2 pseudogenes are annotated in these 242 nt (G+C 61.2%); one reads left to right on the forward strand and one right to left on the reverse strand.

The features are described from left to right. Positions 1-126, forward strand: a pseudogene (locus J5M71_RS29135) (S49 family peptidase); the annotation flags it as partial. Between the two features lie 29 nt (positions 127-155). On the opposite strand, the pseudogene J5M71_RS29140 reads toward J5M71_RS29135, so the two are convergent. After that, positions 156-242: pseudogene (locus J5M71_RS29140) on the reverse strand (septum formation inhibitor Maf); the annotation flags it as partial.

Raw genomic sequence — 242 nt, forward strand, 5'->3', positions numbered from 1 at the left:
TGGTCGGGTGAGCAGGCCAAGGAGCTGGGCCTGGTGGATGGGCTGGGCAGTGCCAGCTATGTGGCGCGTGAGATCGTGGGTGAGAAGGAGCTGGTGGACTTCACTGTGCAGGAATCGGCGCTCGATCTCGCAGGCGCTAAAAATCTCAAGGCGGGTTACGGAATCACCACCCCTTCCTTGGTCAACATATCCACCAGCCGAATCAGCGGCAGCCCAATCAGGCTGGTCGCATCGCACCCGTG

The sequence above is a fragment of the Pseudomonas sp. 43(2021) genome, from assembly GCF_017490805.1.
Taxonomy (GTDB): Bacteria; Pseudomonadota; Gammaproteobacteria; order Pseudomonadales; family Pseudomonadaceae; genus Aquipseudomonas.